Annotated in this window: 10 protein-coding genes; 9 read left to right on the top strand and 1 reads right to left on the bottom strand. The window is 55.3% G+C overall.

Annotated elements, in window-relative coordinates; genetic code table 11:
* The first annotated feature begins 406 nt into the window (after positions 1-406).
* The 3 genes from clpB to GX466_07210 all read left to right on the top strand — a co-directional run bounded on the left by clpB (position 407) and on the right by GX466_07210 (position 6,578).
* Positions 407-2,965 (top strand): ATP-dependent chaperone ClpB, encoded by a 2,559-nt coding sequence (gene clpB, locus GX466_07220; GenBank protein ID NLH93992.1) that lies wholly within the window; start codon positions 407-409, stop codon positions 2,963-2,965.
* 177 nt (positions 2,966-3,142) lie between these two features.
* Entirely contained in the window at positions 3,143-4,261 is a 1,119-nt protein-coding gene (locus GX466_07215; GenBank protein ID NLH93991.1) for a hypothetical protein, read from the top strand.
* A gap of 37 nt (positions 4,262-4,298) precedes the next feature.
* Complete coding sequence (locus GX466_07210) at positions 4,299-6,578, top strand: T9SS type A sorting domain-containing protein (protein ID NLH93990.1); 2,280 nt, start codon at positions 4,299-4,301, stop codon at positions 6,576-6,578.
* 448 nt (positions 6,579-7,026) lie between these two features.
* Here GX466_07210 and groL read toward each other — a convergent pair whose 3' ends face one another.
* A complete protein-coding gene (gene groL, locus GX466_07205; GenBank protein ID NLH93989.1) occupies positions 7,027-8,658 on the bottom strand; it encodes a chaperonin GroEL in 1,632 nt (543 codons plus the stop codon).
* Positions 8,659-8,826: 168 nt separating this feature from the next.
* Between groL and GX466_07200 the strand changes: the two genes are divergently transcribed.
* The 6 genes from GX466_07200 (at position 8,827) to GX466_07175 (ending at position 17,785) form a co-directional block, all read left to right on the top strand.
* Positions 8,827-9,771, top strand: a complete 945-nt coding sequence (locus GX466_07200) for a ribonuclease HIII (GenBank protein ID NLH93988.1) — start codon at positions 8,827-8,829, stop codon at positions 9,769-9,771.
* A 156-nt stretch (positions 9,772-9,927) separates the two neighbouring features.
* Positions 9,928-10,752 (top strand): hypothetical protein, encoded by an 825-nt coding sequence (locus GX466_07195; GenBank protein NLH93987.1) that lies wholly within the window; start codon positions 9,928-9,930, stop codon positions 10,750-10,752.
* A complete protein-coding gene (locus tag GX466_07190) occupies positions 10,749-11,492 on the top strand; it encodes an RNA methyltransferase (protein ID NLH93986.1) in 744 nt (247 codons plus the stop codon). The genes GX466_07195 and GX466_07190 overlap by 4 nt, the downstream gene beginning before the upstream one ends.
* A gap of 63 nt (positions 11,493-11,555) precedes the next feature.
* Positions 11,556-12,368 (top strand): DNA alkylation repair protein, encoded by an 813-nt coding sequence (locus tag GX466_07185; GenBank protein NLH93985.1) that lies wholly within the window; start codon positions 11,556-11,558, stop codon positions 12,366-12,368.
* Positions 12,361-15,132 carry a T9SS type A sorting domain-containing protein gene (locus GX466_07180; protein NLH93984.1) on the top strand — a complete coding sequence of 924 codons (2,772 nt, stop codon included), beginning with the start codon at positions 12,361-12,363 and terminating at the stop codon, positions 15,130-15,132. Before GX466_07185 ends, GX466_07180 begins: the two co-directional genes overlap by 8 nt.
* A gap of 127 nt (positions 15,133-15,259) precedes the next feature.
* The gene (locus GX466_07175) at positions 15,260-17,785 is read left to right on the top strand and encodes a transglutaminase domain-containing protein (GenBank protein NLH93983.1); all 2,526 of its coding nucleotides are present in this window, start codon (positions 15,260-15,262) and stop codon (positions 17,783-17,785) included.
* The last annotated feature ends 228 nt before the right edge of the window (positions 17,786-18,013 follow it).

Raw genomic sequence — 18,013 nt, 5'->3', positions numbered from 1 at the left:
AGGGAATGATGCTATGCAGCTTGGCCGTTAAGGCCTTGTGCCAAGCCTTAAATTCGCCTCCCGCATGATGCCCGCATTCGGTGCGAGTATAGTGCGGGAGGCGTGGGAGGGGGATGGCCTCGGGGGTTAAGGGTGTGGCTGGCTGGAAGCTTTGGTGGGTAAGCATTTCTGTAATCCTCCGGGCTTTACCCATCCGGTTTGGAAGAGAACTGGATTTAGCATGACGAAAAATGTCAATAATCTGCCGCTCTGCGGCCTTCCTGATCGGTGCAAACACTATTTCAATATGCTTTATCGCGTTCTTCTCCAATTAGTTCCATAAAATTAGCAATCTACTACTGAGACTGCTAAAATATATCTTGACATCGCCTCGGACCTGGCTATTATGTCCTTAAAAGGAGGTGCCATGAACGCACAGAAATTTACTCTCAAGAGCCAGGAAGCGCTGCAGGCGATGCAGGCTCTGGCTGAAGAATACGGACATCAGGAGATACGGGACCTGCATCTGCTGGCTGCGCTGCTGCGGCAGAGCGATTCGCTGGTTCTGCCTGCCCTGCAAAAGCTGGAGGTGAACCTCTCCAAGCTCACGGGCGATTTGGAGAACGCCCTGGCCAAACTACCCCGGGTGAGCGGTTCCCAAGTATATCTCTCCCAGGAAGTTCTGGATGTGATGCATCAGGCGGAGAAAGACGCGGACAAGCTGCAGGACGATTACATCAGCCTGGAGCATCTGCTGCTGGCTCTGCTGGAAAAGGGCAAAGAGGCGGGCAAGCTGCTCAAGTCCATGGGGGCGAGCCCGGACAAGTTATTGCTTGCCCTGAAAGAACTTAGAGGTAATCAGCGGGTTACGGACCAGAATCCCGAGGCCAAATACCAGGCCTTGGAAAAGTACGCTCGCAACCTTACCCGCCTGGCGAGGCAGGAGAAGCTGGACCCCGTGATCGGGCGCGATGAAGAGATTCGCCGCAGCGTGCAAATCCTTTCCCGCCGCCGCAAAAATAACCCCATCCTGATCGGCGAGCCGGGTGTGGGCAAAACCGCCATTGTGGAAGGCCTTGCCCGCCGCATTGTGGCGCGCGACGTTCCAGAAAACCTGAAAAACAAGGAGCTTCTTGAGCTGGACATGGCCGCGCTGCTGGCCGGGGCTAAGTTCCGCGGCGAATTTGAAGAACGCTTCAAAGCAGTCCTGTCCGAAGTGGAGAAATCCGATGGCCAGATAATCCTCTTCATCGACGAAATCCACACCGTGGTGGGGGCCGGAGCCGCCGAGGGCGCGGTGGATGCTTCGAACATGTTAAAACCCGCCCTGGCAAGGGGTTCGTTGCACTGTATCGGCGCCACCACCATCGATGAATACCGCAAATACATTGAAAAGGACCCCGCCCTCGAACGCCGCTTCCAACCGGTGCTGGTGCAGGAACCCAGCGTGGAGGACACCATCTCCATCCTGCGCGGCATCCGCGAAAAATATGAGGTGCACCACGGTGTCCAGATCACCGACACAGCGTTGGTTTCCGCCGCAGTGATGAGCGATCGCTACATTTCCGACCGCTTTTTGCCAGACAAGGCCATCGACCTCATCGACGAGGCCTGTGCCAAGCTGCGCATGGAGATAGACAGCCTGCCCAGCGAACTTGACGAAATCGAGCGCAAGCTGCGCCAGTTGGAAATCGAGAGGTTGTCCCTGGCCAAGGAGGAGGACTCGCTTTCCAAACAGCGTCTGGAAAAAGTTGTGGCTGAGACAGCTCAACTAAGCGAGGAACGGAACGCTCTGAGATTGCGTTGGGAAAACGAAAAGAAGGGCTTTGAACGGACCCGCGAGCTGCGCGCTGAAATTGACTCCCTCAAAGGACAGGCCGAAAAGGCTGAACGCGAGGGCGACCTGGAAATCGTTTCCAAACTGCGCTACGGCTCTATCAAGGAAAAGGAGAAAGAACTTGCGGAACTTATTCAGGCACAGGATCATGCTGGTGACACAGAGCCGCTCATCAAAGAAAGGGTGGACGAGGAACTGATCGCGGAAGTGGTTTCCAAATGGACCAATATCCCAGTCTCAAAACTGGTGCAAAGCGAGATGAGCAAATTGCTGGGACTGGAGGAGATACTGGCCCGGCGCGTGATCGGACAAAGAGAGGGAATAACCGCTTTGGCCAACGCCATCCGCCGTTCCCGCAGCGGCCTCAGCGACACCAACCGGCCCATCGGCTCCTTCATCTTCCTGGGCCCCACCGGAGTGGGCAAGACAGAACTGGCCAAGACCCTCGCGGCTTACCTTTTCGATACCGAAAAAGCCATGCTGCGTCTGGACATGAGTGAATTCATGGAGAAACACTCGGTTTCCCGACTCATCGGTGCGCCCCCCGGCTATGTGGGTTACGACGAAGGCGGTTACCTCACCGAAGGCGTGCGGCGTCGTCCTTACAGCGTTATCCTCTTCGACGAGATCGAAAAGGCGCATCCGGATGTGTTCAACATCCTGCTGCAAATCCTGGACGATGGCCGGCTCACCGACGGCAAGGGCCGCACCGTGGATTTCCGCCACAGCGTTATCATCATGACCTCTAACATCGGCTCGCAGGAAATCTATGATGCCAGCGACCTTGAGGCCATCCGACCCCAACTGATGGACATCCTCAAGCAGTATTTCCGACCGGAATTCCTGAACCGACTGGACGACATCATCATCTTCCACCGCCTCAGCCGGGCCGACATCCGAGAAATAGTGAAAATCCAGCTTGAACAGTTGGCCGCTCGCGTGCGCGAAAAAGGCATTGAACTAAGCTGGACGGAAGCTTTGGTGGACTACATTGCCAGCGCCGGCTACGATCCCCAGTTCGGCGCCCGGCCCCTCAAACGCCTGATCCAGAAAGAGCTGGAGGATGCCATGGCCAAAGCCGTGCTTAGCGGTAAAGCCGGGCCCAGCATGAAGCTGGACTATCAGAACGGCGAAGTGAGCATAAGCTAAGCGTATAATCAGCAAAGAAATGCCGCCCCGGAATTTGATCCGGGGCGGCATTTTTTATTTCCGATGCAATCGGGGAAAAGAGTCCTCTAGGCTGAAAAAAGATCGACCCAATACTGAGGCAATTATTTTTATTGACAGGAAATCCGGCAGGCGATATCTGTTGTTTAGGAGGTTAAGATGAAGAAAATCGCCTTTCTGTTGATCCTTGCCCTGCTGGCTCTGCTCGCGGGCTGCAGCCTTTTCTGTCCTGAAGACGAACCTTCTGGCTGGATCGAAATTGACGGCCAGGATTTTCCCGTTTATGTGGACCATTTTGCCGATTACGAGCACACCGATGCCAACGGAACTTCCCTGGGCACGGTGGCTTACGGCGAAGATGGCGATGCCAACGACTGGCAGATCTTTGCCTATGATCCTTCCAGCCGGGGCGCTCTGCCCAAAATGGGCGCCAAGGCAGGCGGGGCCAGGGACGAATACCACATCCTGGTCCGGGCGTTTTGTGAATACAATGGCTCCGTGGAGCTGAACGCCGCCATCTATTATAACGGCAAAGACACCGGGTTTTTCACACCTCACAGCTTCAGCTATCAGGGTGCCTACGACCCGGCTTTGGAGAACAGCTTCCTGGTGTCGCATCCGGATTATGAGTTCCTTCTGGTGGAGCCGGAGGTCAGCTTCGCCCCGGAAACCAATACCTACAGCTATGTTTTCCACGGTAACCCGATTATCATACCCCCGCCCTGGGATCCCTTCATCGTCATCTTGGATGAGCAGGGCCATATTCTTCTGAGATGGATAACTTATTCGGAAACGAACATGCTGGGATTCCGTCTCCACCGCTCTGATACGAACGATTTTGCCAACGCCCAGGTTATCAATCCGGAACTCATCCCCGCCACCAACACCAGCGAGCAGCACGATTACAGCTATACCGACGTGAACGTGTCCCCCGGCCACACCTATTATTACTGGCTGGAGAGGGTCTTTGACGGAGCAGACTCTTACATTTACGGTCCGTGCTCAGTTACAACGCCCCCGGCTGTAAACAGGATCGCTCCTGCCTATCCGAATCCCTGCCGGAACTACTTTTACCTGCCCCTGGACGTGAAATTCGAAAGCGGCGCGACCATTCTGCTGCTCGGCAGCCAGTACACGGTGCGCAAAAAGGATATACTGGGTGCAGGATGCCACAATCATTACCTGGATGTGCACAATTTTGAGCCAGGCCTCTACCGCGTTTTCGTCTGGTTCCACGATGGCCACTACTCCTACGGGGATGTGCTGGTCGAGGAGTAGAAGGATCGCCAATATACAAGGCAGACTACAGAACATCATGAAACACAGAGCAAAGCACAGTCTCTGGTTCGGCGTGGCGCTGTTGCTGACGCTGCTTTTGTGGGTCGGCCGGGGCGAGGCTCAGAAGAAGGAACTGCAGTTACAGGAGGTTTCGCGCTTCGCCTTTGCCACCCACGACATGAGCTATGCCCGCCAGCCTGTTATCCAGTATCCTTATGTTTACATCCCAAACAGTTACGGGTTCCAGGTCTGTGTTTGGGATAGCACCGCGAACACCTTCACGGAAATTGCCAATTACGGCGTGCCGGGCATGACCCACGAAATGGTAGCCTGGCAGGATTATCTCTTCCTGTCTGTGTTCTTTGGCTCTGGCAACGCAGTGGGTTCGGATGCTGAAGTGCTGTTCCGGATCGACATTTCCGATCCTCACCATCCCCAGCCAGCCGGAAGCATAACCGCTGGAACCGCCGGCTTGAGTTACAGGAGTATGCGCCTGGCCAACGGAGTGCTGCTGGCCTCCACTCAAAGCGGAGGTTTCCTGCAGGAACTGGTCTGCATCGATCCACAAACTCTCAGCATCACTCACAGCTATCCGGGGCATTACCATTTTGAAACGATCGCGGACGGATATGTAATAACCCGGCCTTACAATTCCGCGCCCTTTCATCTCTTCAGCGTGGACCCGGCCACTGGTTTAACCGCTCTGGGAACCGTCACTTTGCCGCATTACCCTGTGAACACCTTTCCCCGCTTTGCCGATCTGGGCCCTTCCGTGGTTGGCAGCCAATGCGGCTCGGGGATGTACATCTTCCAGCTCACGGATATCCTGAACTGGCAGCAGATGTCGTTCATCGAGGGCGGATATGACTCCAACGGCGTGATCTGCAATGGCTATCTGGTGTTCGGAGACTATGAAACAGACATGTCCCGGCTGTATGTCTATGACATATCGAACCTTAGCCAGCCACTGCTGGTCTCCAGCGACCTCTACCCGCCCGGCCTGGAGGAATATCCCGCCATGGAGAGATTGCTGGCCTGCGGCGACTTTCTCTTTCACAGTTGCACCTTTTATGGCTGCCTCTGCTTGAAGGTGACAGACTCCGGCACCGTGGTCTTTGCCGGTGAATGTTACGACCTGCCCATGTATAGTAGCTTCGGCTGTAAATACGGCAACTACATCCTGCAGCCGGTCTGTTTCCGCGGCATAGCCTGCTTTGACATCTCCCAGCCCGAATCTCCACAATACGCCTTCTCCGTGTTTCCCGACAGGACGGTTTACGCGCTGGTGAACGGCAATTACCTGCTGGCTTGGATGACCCCTGCGGGCAGCTACGGTACATTGACAACCGAAGCCATATACGACATCAGCGACCTCCAAAACCCGCAACTGGTGTGGTCACAGCCCTACAGCCTACAAAGCAGGATATTCTTCAACCCCCGCGAGCCGGAGCTTTTCTACTGCCTGGCCGCTGATGGCCTGTCCGTTAGCAAATACCAGATTTCCGGCGGCCAGGCCAGCCTGCTGTTCAGCCATCCCAATCCCGTGGTTCTCCGTGATCCGGTTTTTAATCGCGGGATTCTCTATCAGGCCAGCGTTTCCCCCTCTTCGCCAGACCGGTATGACCTCTATGCCACTAACGGTTTTGAGCAAAACACACCCCAAGCGCCTGTGGTGAGGGAGGGATTCATCCCTGGGTTATGGGCAATGCTGGACGCGGGAAACTACTTGTATATCCGTGACTATCCTGGCCCAACCTGCATATTCCACAACGAATTATCAACCTTTGAAGTGGCAAGCGACATCAGGGCATTTGCCTTCCACGATTACGTCTGCGTGGGCCGGCCTCACGGAGTAAGTTTCTACGACACGACAGTTCCGCTAACGGGATTTCAGACAGAGGACCTGTTCCTGCCTCAATACTCATATTCCGTCAATATCGCCTGGGACGATGAGTATCTTTATCTCTTCGGGCAGGACAACATCGCCATCTATGCCTACACCCTCACCACCGGTGCCAACGGGGAAGAACTGCCCAAACCTCCGGAAATCCAGCTTTCCGCCAGTCCCAATCCCTTTTCCGGCAGCGTGGAGATCAGTTTCGAACTCAAATCCCCTGCCCGGGCCGAGCTGGCTGTTTACAACCTCCGGGGACAGAAGCTACGCGATTTATCCAGCGCATCTTACGGACCCGGCAAACACAGCTTGACCTGGGACGGGAAGGACCATTCAGGAACCCAGGTTCACGCTGGAATCTATCTGCTCAGGCTGTATGCCTCGGGGCGGGAAACAGCCTTCAAGAAAATCAGCAAGTACTGAAGTAACACCATTCCTTACAAGAGGATATGGTGTTAGAAACCTCCAAAGTCAAGGTACTGGCGGAGCTGATTAAGGCCGTCTGAAGAGGAAACAGTTGCAGTGTTGGGGCGCAATCCACTATCTCCGCCCTGCCTGCCAGCCATTGGAAAAAACCCAGCAGGCAACCGGTCCGTCCTGAAGCCTTTATCATCCGCCATTGGATAGCCTCCCGTATAATCCCCGCACCGGATGCGGCCATTATGCGAGAGGCGGATGGGAGCTGAAGGGAAGGGCGTTAAGGTGGGGCAGAAGCGGTTCCCATAGACCGCATCCAGGAATCAGCCCGGAGGGCGACAGAACCAACTTGATTTGATAGAGAACCGCCTTTTCAACCAGCCTGCCTTTTAACACATGAAAAAAGCCTCCCCCATTTTCGGGAGAGGCCTTATATGGATGGTATTGGAGTTGTTTAGTACATTCCTCCACCCATGCCGGGATTGGCCATCGGGGCGGGTGGTTCGGGTTCCTTGATGTCGGTGATGATGCACTCGGTGGTAAGCATCAGGGCCGCTATGGAGGCGGCGTTTTGCACCGCGGAACGCACAACCTTGGCGGGATCAATGATGCCGGCCTTGATCAGGTCCTCAAACTTGCCGTTGGCGGCGTTGTAGCCCATATGGATTTCCTTGTATCCTTTCAGTTTTTCCACGACCACAGCGCCTTCCTCGCCAGCGTTCGCGGCAATCTGGTAAGCGGGGCGTTCCAGGGCTTTCATCAGGATTTCAACGGCCATCTTTTCCTCGCTGTCGAGGTCTTTCATCGTCTTGAGGGCTTTGGCAGCCTGGATCAGGGTGACTCCGCCGCCGGGCACGATGCCTTCCTCAACCGCGGCGCGGGTGGCGTGCAAAGCGTCATCCACGCGGGCTTTCTTTTCCTTCATTTCGGTTTCGGTGGCGGCACCGATGCGGATCACGGCAACGCCGCTGGAAAGCTTGGCCAGGCGTTCCTGAAGCTTTTCTCTGTCGTAATCGGAGGTGGTTTCCTCGATTTGGGCCTTGATCTGCTTCACGCGGGCGGAAACGGCTTCATCGCTGCCGCCGCCTTCGCGGATGGTGGTGTTCTCTTTTTCCACGATGATTTTCTTGGCGCGGCCAAGGTCGGTCATGGTGGCGCTGTCGAGGCGGCGTCCCATTTCTTCGGAAATCACGGTGGCTCCGGTGAGGACGGCAATGTCTTCCAGCATGGCTTTGCGGCGGTCGCCAAAACCGGGGGCTTTCACTGCCACCACGTTGAGCACGCCGCGGAGCTTGTTAACCACAAGGGTGGCCAGGGCTTCGCCTTCGATGTCTTCGGCGATGATCAGCATGGGGCGTCCCTGCTGGGAAACTTCCTGCAGGATGGGCAACAGGTCTTTGAGGACGCTTATCTTCTTGTCGTGGACGAGGATGAAGGGATCCTCGAGCTCGGCGATCATCTTGTCGGCATTGGTTACAAAATAGGGGGAAAGGTAGCCGCGGTCAAACTGCATGCCTTCCACTTTTTCCAGACCGGTGTCAATGGATTTGGCTTCCTCGATGTTGATGATGCCTTCCTTGCCCACGGATTCCATTGCTTCGGCGATCAGTTTGCCGATTTCGGGATCGTTGTTGGCAGAGATGGAAGCGATCTGGGCGATCTCTTCATTGCTCTTGATCTCTTTAGAATACTCGTGGATTTTATCTACCACAACCTTGGTGGCCTTTTCCAGACCGCGTTTCAGATACATCGGATTCACTCCGGCGGTCACGTGCTTCAGGCCTTCCTCGATGATGGCCTGGGCCAGCAGGGTGGCTGTGGTGGTGCCGTCTCCGGCGTTATCATGGGTCTTTTCCGCCACTTCTTTGCAGAGCTGGGCGCCCATGTTCTCAAATTCGCCCTCAAGCTCGATTTCCTTGGCGATGGTCACACCGTCGTTGGTGATAGTGGGGGAACCGTATTTCTTGTCCAGGACAACGTTTCTGCCGCGCGGACCAAGAGTCACCTTCACGGCGTCGGCGAGCTGGTCTACTCCCTTCTTCAGGGAAGTCCGGGCTTCGTGTGAATATAGCATTTGTTTTGCCATTGATTTATACCTCCATATGGTTTAATCTGTGGATATTAATTTAGCAGTCTCAGTAACTGAGTGCTAAAACTAAGATAAGCTGAATTCTGTCAAGCACAAATTTTATTTTCCGTTTGACAGATAGCCGCCACCGGGAAAGCTGGCCGTAAAAGACGATACGGAACACAGATGGACAAACACATAGAATCAGCTCTCGCCCAGCTTTTGCCAGAACTTGCCCGGCATGGGATCAGCGTTTCCAGCCAGAGGGAGCTTCAATACGGGCTGCAGTTGCGGCTGGAGCGCGACGCCGAAACCGCCACCCTGAATCTCTACTGGTCGCTGAAAAAGGGGATCAGCCAAGTCCTGGCGGGCAAGCCCAACCGCCTGAAAGCTGACCTGGCCAAGCTTCTGAATGCTGCCGAAGCCGGGCCGGTGGGCGATTTTCATACTTGGGAACGCTGGATCGGATCTGATGAATGCGGGAAGGGCGATTATTTCGGGGCTCTGGTGGTGGCGGCTTTCGCCCTGGATGCCGAAAAAGTTGATGAGATCCGCTCCCTGGGCGTTTTGGATTCCAAGAAACTCACCGATATCCAGGTCAGGGACATCGCTCACAACCTCTACTCGCGCTTCCCGGAACGGATCGCCTGCATCGTCATCAAGCCGCTGCGCTACAACGAGATAATGGCCGACAGGCAGAGCCGCGGGGAGAACCTGAACGACCTCCTGGCTTGGCAGCACGGCACCGCGATCATGGAATTGCTGGTACGGATACCTCTGGTGCAGGGTGTGCTGGTGGACCAGTTCAGCCTGCATAAAAAGGTAAGCAAGTACCTGAAAAACAAGGAAATCGGCATTCCCGTGGAAGAGCGTCCCAAAGCCGAGGCCGATCCCGCCGTGGCTGCCGCTTCCATTATAGCCCGCTACCAGTTTTTGCAGAGCCGCCAGGCCATGGACCGGCATTACAAGATGAGTTTTCCTCTCGGAAGCGGCAAAAACGTGCTTCCGCCCGCCAAGGCTTTTGCCGACAAATACGGTTGGGACCGCCTTGCCGAAGTTGCCAAGCTGCACTTCGTCACCAGCCGCGGCGTTCGGGTTAAGGATATTTTCGACCCTCCCGCTGACAAATAGCTTGACAGAATGGAACACCGCTAAAACTTGAATCCATAAATCAAATCCAAACGGCAAAACTCCCAAGTTCCTCAAACGGAATCAAGGCATATTGTAACATTTTTTGCACCTCAGAGAAACATACCATCCCCCACCGGGATTTTGGAGCATACCATTATGATCAAAAAGATGGGACGTCTGAATCTGGACGACTATAAAATCATGGACGCTCATGTGGACAAGATTTTCAAGAATCTGGACAAGGGCAACAACGGCATAGCGGAACGTCAGATATTTGATATGGCCAACACCCAAAACTACTTCGTGCGTGAAGAATTGGGCAAACGCCTGGCCGTTTATGAAGGCAAGGGCAAGCTGGAACGCATCTGCGGCGATATGCTGGAGCATAATCTCTACGGCATCCGCGCCACCGCCCTCTTCTATTTTTACTACCGCCACCAGTCCGAGCCCGCCATCATCGCCCAAACCCTGGACAAAACCTGCGAAACCGTGCCCTGGGAAAGCGAGACCATCTGTTTCGAGATGTGGAAAAAGGCTCCCGAGGTGATGCAGGAATACATGCCCCGCTGGTCCACATCCGAAAATCCCAAAAAGCGCGAGATGTCGCTCCACGGCATGGAAAACATCGCTTCCCGCAGCCCCCAGTATGTGCTTACCTTCATCAGCCGTCTGCTGGATGACGAGGATGAGGAAGTGCAGAAAAAGATAAGCCACATCCTGGTGCAGGTGGGCCGCCAACGCCCGCTGCAAACCTATGCCAGCATTCGCCGCTGGCTGCTGGAAGGCGATGAAACGCGTGCCCGCACCATCTGGGCCACCCTCAAAAAACTCACCAGTATCTTTTCCCAGAAGAACATGCGCGACAAGGCCCAGGAGTTCGTGAGCATTTCCCAACGCGTTGTGAAAGGCTGGAAATCCGATTCCGACCCGGCTGTGGTGCAATTAGGGCACAAACTGGGCAAACTGATCAAGGACATATGATCCACGTAATCCTGGTGGAGCCTATCTATGAGGGAAATGTGGGCGCCGTGGCCAGGATTATGCACAACTTCGGTTTCACAGGGCTGCGGATCGTGGGCGCTGTGCCCAGCAAGAACGATTTTTACCTGGCCATGCATTCAGAACACTTGCTGGAAAATGCTTTGGTCTTTCCCACCCTGGCAGAGGCTGTGACTGATCTGGATCGCGTCATCGCCTTTTCCCGCCGCCTTGGCAAACTCAAGCCGGCGGACCTCAACCCGCCCCAGATGGCGGATTATTGCACGAAAATCCCCCAACTGGAGATTGGCCTGGTCTTCGGCCGAGAAACTTTTGGCCTCACAGACGCCGAAGCAGCCCTCTGCCCCCTCCGCTGCCACATTCCGGCCAATCCGGCCTTTCCCTCCATCAACCTCGCCCAGGCCGTGACCATTGCCCTTTGGGAACTAAGCCGTGGAGGAGAAAAAAGCGCCCGGATCAAAGCCGTGAGCGGAATTGAACTTGACAAAATGAAAGCCTACATGCTTGATGTCATGGAGGCCACTGGATTCTTTCGCAGTCACGAGACCACGAACTGGGAAATGTTCATCGCCAAGATGCTCGCCCAACTGAATCCGACCAAAACAATGCTTTGGCGTTTCCGCCAGATGTTCAACCGCTGGCATGTGCTCGTCACAGGCAGGGGCAGAGGTTATGAACGCTCCCTCCCGGCCGGGCAGGATACCGAAGACAAACCAGAATAAGCATTCGCTATATGCCGCCGGTGCTCTATCTGCCTGGCGGACCCAGTTTAATAGAGGTAAGCTATGACACTTTTAACGGCAAGAACCGAGCTCGATCCCCGTCAGCAGGAGATCTTCAAATTCTGCGAAGCCTATTTCTTCGCCCATGAAAATCCCGCCCTGGTGAACAAGAACGCCCGCTACTTCACAGAGGGTTACGACGCTTTTGGCATCAAAGAGGACGAGCTTCGCGAGCTCCGAGACCAACTGCTGGAACGCTTTGAACCCAGCGTTCCCGAGCTGGCGGAACTCGCTTACCACCTTTTCGCCACCGGTAAATACGAATTCGGCTCGCTGGCCCTGATGCTGCTTAAAAAACACCGACCCCGCTTCGACCGCAGCGTCTTTGACCAGCTCAAACGCACCTTGGACGATGTGGTGGAGAACTGGGCACATGCTGATGTGATCGGCACCAAACTCACTCCCGTGCTGCTGGAGCTGAATTTGGTAGACCTCGCGGATTTCGAGCCCTGGCGCTTTTCTCCCAGCAAATGGACCCGCCGTGTTGCTGCTGTCACCTTGCTTTATCTGCGCAGCCACCGACCTGTGGAGCAATTGCTGGAATTCATCCAGCCCCTGATGCAGGACAATACCCGGCCAGTTCAGCAGGGCGTGGGCTGGTTCCTGCGCGAGCTCTGGAAAGTGCATTCCCGCGAAGTGGAGGATTTCCTTTTTGCCAACAAGGATACCGCGCCCCGCCTCGTGATCCAGTATGCCACGGAAAAGATGAACAAGGATAAAAAGAAGCGCTTCCGCCGAGCCATCAGCAAGGCTGTGAAACCGAACAAGCCTCAATTCCGCAAGGACAAACCACCCCAGGAGGATTCAGGTGACTAAGCTTTTTCCGATCATTTTCTTGCTCTGCTTACCGTTGCTGCTCCCGGCACAGCAACTCTCTGTTTCACTCGACCTTTCCGCACTCACGCCCGGCACCGATGAACTCCCTGCCGGATGGGGAGTCCTCACCGCACCCGGCTCTCCACGCCTGCCTGTCAAGACAGTGAACATTGTCCTGCCCCCGGAGGCTGCCAACCTCACTTTCAGTTATCAGTTCACCGGCCTTAAAAGCATTCCCTCTCCGCCTCCCTTTCTGAATCCGCCTTTTACAGACGGAGAACGTGTTATCGCCGGCCCAGCCTCCTTACCAGATGCTGCCAGGGTTGTCTACAAGGGCATCGGCCATTGGGGCGAAGTGGCTTACGCCAGCTTTTCAGTTCTTCCGGCCACGCATACTGGAGCTGAATGGCGGGCCTGGCAGCAACTTCGGCTTGACCTCAGTTGGGAGCAGCCCGCAGAAACTGCCTCAAAAACACTGCCTCCGGTCTGGCAACAGCTTGCCAAAAAAGGATATGAACCTGCTGATTTCTTCGTCAATCCCCAGGACCTGAACAAGTATTACGTTCCCAGCTCTGCCAAAAACTACGACTATCTGATCGTCTCCACCCCGGAGCTTTACACTGCGATTGCCCCGCTGGAAACTTACCGCCAGGGGCAGGGCCTTATCACCGCTTTCGCGGATATCAACACCATCCTCAATTCCAGCCCCGGCGCCACAGCTGGCGAAAAGCTGCGCAACCACCTTATTGCCCAGTATCACAGCAATCCCTTTTCCTATCTGCTGCTGGTGGGCGATTACGACAAAGTTCCGGTGATGTATCTCACTCCCGAGCCGGACGGTAGCGAGACTGTGGCCTCGGATTTCTTCTACGGCGACCTGAGCAGCATTGTGGATACCGATTCCGACGGCCGTTTGGGAGAATATTCCTCTGGCGAGGGAATCCAGGACTTTCTCTGTGATTTTACCCCGGAAGTTTTTGTGGGCCGCATTTCCAACAACAGTCCCGTTACCGTGGCCCAGATCGCCGCGCGCACCGTGGCTTACGAACAAACCAATGCACCCTGGATGCGGAAAGCCCTGCTGCCAGCTGCTTATCTGAACTACGGCGGCGAGCCGGAAACCATCTATCTGCAAACCGATGGCGCGACCTTTATGGAGTTAGCCCGCCAGACCATCCTCAGCGATTATGATTGTACCACAATGTATGAGCGATATGGTTTCCTGCCTTCCTATCCTTGTGATATTGATCTGGATTACGACCTGCTCAAAAACGAGTTGAATACAAACAGCTACGGGCTGCTCAACTGGAGCGCCCACGGCTCTTCGGGATCCTCTTCCCGCAAGGTCTGGATGAACGATGACAACAACAACGGCCTGCCCGATTCCTGGGAAATGAACTGGATGGGCATGGTGGACCGCCAGAGCTTTGACAACCTTGCCAACCCCGACGGCATGGTCGTTTTCGCTGCCTCCTGCTACAACGGCGCGATAGACAGCTACCAGCCATGCCTGGCTGAATACGCCCTACAGAAAAAGGCCGTTGCCGTCACCGCTGCCACCAGGACCGGCTGGTACAAGATCGGCTGGGCCAATCCCGGCTGGGGCGGGCTCAGCTCCTACAATTACCACTGGCTGGAAAACATCGCCAGCAACGGCATGACGGTCGGTGCCGCCCAGGCCTTTGCCAACCTCACCCACTGCCAGTATTACCTCTTCGGCGACCCCGTCGATGCCGGCGGGATCATCTGGCCGGAACTGCAAAATGTCTATACCTATCTGCTTTACGGCGATCCCGCCATCGGCTACATCGGCCAGCAGAACTACAGCAATGGCGAGATACTGGTCTATGAACCCTCTCACCAGGACGGCCTGCCCATCGTCGAAGCGCTCGACCTCGCCCATTTCAATGTGGTGTACACCGATAAGCTAATCCCGGATCATGACTATATCAACCAGTTCGAGGCGGTCTTCTGCCTCTTCGGCTGGGGCGACACAGCCTATGTCCTGAACCCTGATTCGCTGGATTACGCCCTGCTGAATTCCTATCTGAACAGCGGCGGCAAGCTCTATCTGGAAGGTGATGTAAGCTGGGACTCCCAAGACCCCTTCTGGGGAAAATTCGCCATCCAGGCATCCCTGGAAAACTTTGCCTACATCGAAGACCTCACCACCACCCAGGCCGGTCACACCTACACTTGGGGCTATGACGCCCAGGCTGAACCCCATACCCAGATACTGATGCCCACGAACTCATCCTCGGAGGTTTTCATCAGCACTCAAAACCTTCAGCATCCTGACCATCCGGTTGCCATACTGAACGTTAAAGACAACTATGCCACCGTCGCTTCGTCCTTTGCCTTGGCCGATGTGGACGACACCCCACCCTACTCCAGCGATTTCCGCTTCCTGCTGGGCACCATCCTTGACCGCCTGGGCGTGATAGATTACCTGCCCACGGGCGCCAACGATCCCCAAGTTCCTGCTCCAGAGCTGTCCGCAAGGCCCTTTCCCAATCCTTTCACCGCCGGGATGACCCTTCAGGTAGAACTGCCCAAGGCCTCTGCTGCCAGGCTGGAGATCTACAACATTCGGGGGCAGAAGGTATACTCCCGCAGTTACTTGACTTTGACGGCTGGAGCCCATGAACTGCTCTGGGACGGATGCGATACCCGGGGAGAAATGGTTTCATCCGGGCTCTATTTCTGGCGGTTCAGCGCTGGTGAGAACTCCCTCAGCGGCAAGATGCTAAAACTGGCTGAATAGCCTGCTGGAGCATTTTGAAATTCCAACGGGTCCAATGATCCTTGTTCCGCGGAGTTGTCGGGATGGCCGATTGGATTTTATGCTATAATCCCGATTTTTTATTAACGTGTTTGAGAGGTAAATAATGATGAACGCCAAGCGTTTCACCCTGCTTATAGTTTTTCTGGCCTGTGCCATTGCAAGCCTGGCCGCTCTTCCTTCAGCCTTCACCTCCAAGGGGAACCCCGGGCTGTATAAGACCCTGCGCTCCAAAGCGTTGGGCAACCTTGCCAAGTTGGACCGCCATCAAAGGAAGGAATATCGGCGTCTGCTGAAAGAACAAGACGACGTTCTGATGGCCTATCTGCTTGCCTATGAAAGTGATGCCAACCTCCAGATCGCCCGCCCGGCAGATGTGCTGTCGAACTATCTGCATGTACGCGCCCTCCTCAATACCCACGGGACCAGCCTGGACCCGGAATTCTACCTCTCCTACGTGGCCAAGCAAACCGTATCCGACGAACGCATAGAGGCTTACCGCGAAGGCCTGCTCCGGGATGGTCTGCGTGAAATCATGGAGTCCAGCACGGATGAGATCGACCTGTACAGAAAAGTCAGCCAGTGGTGCGTGGGCCGCCTCAAGTTTCAACCCACCTCAGGACGCGACCAAACCCCGCTCGACATCACCCAAAAAAGCCTGTTAGGGCGTTGTGAGGAGATGCAAATCCTCTTCGTGGCCGCCGCCAGAACGGTTGGATTGCCCTCGCGGCCGGCTTCCACACCCTGGTGGCCGCATCAGGATAACAATCACGCCTGGGCAGAAGTTTGGCTGGACGGAGCCTGGCACTATACCGGAGACATGGATGCCGCCTATTGGCCCGACCAGACCTGGTTCAGCGGCCTCATCGACAAGACCGTGCTGATCCTTGCCGACGGCTCTCTGCCCGCAGCCAGCGACGAGGTCCTGATTCGCGGAAAATACGATTGCGTGATCAATTCCATCCGCAACTATGCCGGGGAACGCACCCGTTCTCTCAGCATCCAAACCCTTGATGAGCAAGGTAATCCGCTTCCGAATACCTCGGTCGGCGTGATGGTGGTGAACTGGTCTGCCCTGCGTCCGCTGGCCTGGCTCAAAACGGATGCCGAAGGCAAATTAACTTTCTCCGTGGGCCGCGGTGCCTTTTACCTGGCCGCCGAGCAAGATGGGAAGCGGGCCTTGGAGCTGGTCCCTTCCAGCGACAGCACGCTCATCAACTGCGACCTGACGCTGAAAGCCGGGCCGCTGGCTGACCGCGATGACCGGCTTGTCTATCCCTCCAACCCCTTCGAATGGAAACAGGCTCCGGAAGACTGGAACGAAGGCGTGAAGCGGGAAAAGGAACGCTGGAATGCCATCGACCGAAGCTGGGCCAGGGTCGCCGCTTCCCAGGCGGATTCACTCAACGCGGAATTTGTCAAAGCCGCGCGGGGGAATTATGCCGGGGCTTTGGAGTTCCTGCGCCGCTATCCCCATCCCTGCGAAGGGTTTATCGAGGATTGTTTGGCTGAAGAATGGGGCATCATGGACCCTAAGTTCCTCTGGCAGGCCAGCGCTGACCAGATTGAAGCAGTATATCATGCTTACCTAAAATATGAAGATGATGAGAATATTGGCCAGGATATGGGGTCGCTGATCTTTCCCTCTGTCCGCTATGAAGAACTGCCCCAACCGCTGGGGTTCCGGAACGGGATACCCAGCTTCTATCCCCGCTCATTTTACCAACAGGGTGAAACCCGGCTTGAACGTCTGAATCGGGCGGCGCGCTGGCTGAAGAGAAACTACAAGATAGACCCCGACAAGGCTTTAAGCGGTATGCCGCCGCTCCATGTCGTCATCGGACAAAAGTATCTCAACAACGCCCAATACAAGCTAATGGCTGTCAGCCTGGCTCGTGCCAACGGAATTCCTGCCTATGCCGGCTTCCGGAGCAAGCACATAGGGGTCATATTTGACGATGGTGACAGCGGTTATTATGATTTGGAAACCTGTGCTCCGGAGATAGATCCCGATGAGCAGGAGGCATTAGTGAAGCTGACCGTGCTTGTTTCTGACGAATCAGGCGCGCCTCTGGGATCGAACGAAAGGGCTATGCTCATCCTCTCTGATATCCGCGAGGGCGACTATGCCTGGCTGGAAGGCTATTCCGGAAAGGACGAGGGCAACGGGGTCCTCAGTTTCCAGGTGCCCAAGGGTGAATGCTACCTTTCCGCCATTTACCGGATCTCGGACAGCCTGACCGCTTTCCAAACCAAACATCTGGACCTGGATGACAGCCTCACGGTGGAGATCTTTCTGAAGGATTACCCCCGCGGCTGGAACGATGGTGTCTATTACGAACTTACGGAGCTGCTAACCCCGGCAGACACAACCGGCTTCGAGATCTTTCTAATCGGCAACCACGACCAGGAAAATAGCATCCGATTAGCTGAAAAGCTGCGTTCCCTGGGACGGAAATTCCTTTGGGTGGGTTACGAGCCGGCGCCGCAACCCATTGCCAATTATGTGGTAAGCCAGCTTTGGGCGCAGTGGATGACCGAGGACCAGCGCAACCGGGCGCGCACCATCACCCTCACCCTCAAAAACGGAAAATGGGACAGCTATGAAGGGCTTTGGGACCACCTGCCGGAGTGACCAGCCAAAGCTGTTCACGCTTGCCGACACCATAAGACCTTTGGCATAACCCCAGGGTAAGGAGAAAACAGGGATAGATATGGCTCTCTTTCAAACCGAGTGGTTAGAAACGCCGTCATCCGATCGCAGACTTGGATACAGCATGACTATAAACACTATTACTGATATTATTATCATTAGGTTAAGAAAGAATGGATACCAGGCTTCTCTGAAGTGTTGATAAAGCAG

The sequence above is a fragment of the Candidatus Cloacimonadota bacterium genome (assembly GCA_012516855.1).
Lineage (GTDB): Bacteria > Cloacimonadota > Cloacimonadia > Cloacimonadales > Cloacimonadaceae > Syntrophosphaera.
This window is presented reverse-complemented; position numbering and strand designations above follow the sequence as displayed.